The 844-nt window shown below is 66.1% G+C and carries 1 pseudogene; it reads right to left on the bottom strand.

Going from position 1 to position 844, the window contains the following annotated elements:
- Positions 1-844: pseudogene (locus AC1RMF_RS26615) on the bottom strand (NADH-quinone oxidoreductase subunit F); the annotation flags it as partial.

Here is an 844-nt window from a genome sequence, read left to right as displayed (position 1 = left end):
ACTGGCCGGGAAGATGCCGCCCGAGGCGCCGCCGGGCAGGTAGGCGTACAGCGTGTGACCGTCCTGCATGCCGTCACAGTATTCGTCGATCAGTTCACGCAGGGTGATGCCGGCCGGCGCGAGCTTGACGCCGGGGTGCTTGACGCGGCCGCTCACGCTGAAGGAGCGCAGGCCTTTGCGGCCATTGCGGCCATAGCTGCTGAACCAGGAGGCGCCCTTCTCCACGATGTCGCGCACCCAGTACAAGGTCTCGAAATTGTGCTCCAGCGTGGGGCGGCCAAACAGGCCGACCTGGGCAATATAGGGCGGGCGCATGCGCGGCTCGCCGCGTTTGCCTTCGATGCTCTCGATCATGGCCGACTCTTCGCCACAGATGTAGGCACCTGCACCGCGGCGCAGCTCGATGTGGGGCAAGGGGCATGGCGGGTTGGCCTGCAACTTGGCCAGCTCGGTTTCCAGGATGGCGCGGCAGCCGTGGTATTCGTCACGCAGGTAGATGTAGCAGCGCTCTATGCCCACGATCTGCGCGGCAATCAGCAGGCCTTCCAGAAAGCGGTGTGGGTCACGCTCCAAGTAGGTGCGGTCCTTGAAGGTGCCGGGCTCCCCCTCGTCGATGTTGACCGCCATGAGCTTGGGTGCAGGCTGGTCGCGCACGATGCGCCATTTGCGCCCAGCCGGGAAGCCGGCGCCGCCCAGGCCGCGCAGTCCCGAGTCCTCCATGGCCTTGATGACGCTCTCGGCATCCTGTTCGCCGTTGACCAGGGCCGCTGCCAAGGCATAGCCGCCAGCGTGGCGGTATGCCGCATAGCCTGCGTAGCCGGGTGCCACTTCAATGGCATGGGGA

The organism is Rhodoferax sp. GW822-FHT04A08, assembly GCF_058801025.1.
The sequence above is the reverse complement of the archived record's forward strand: the minus strand, read 5'-3'. Positions and strand labels throughout refer to the sequence as shown.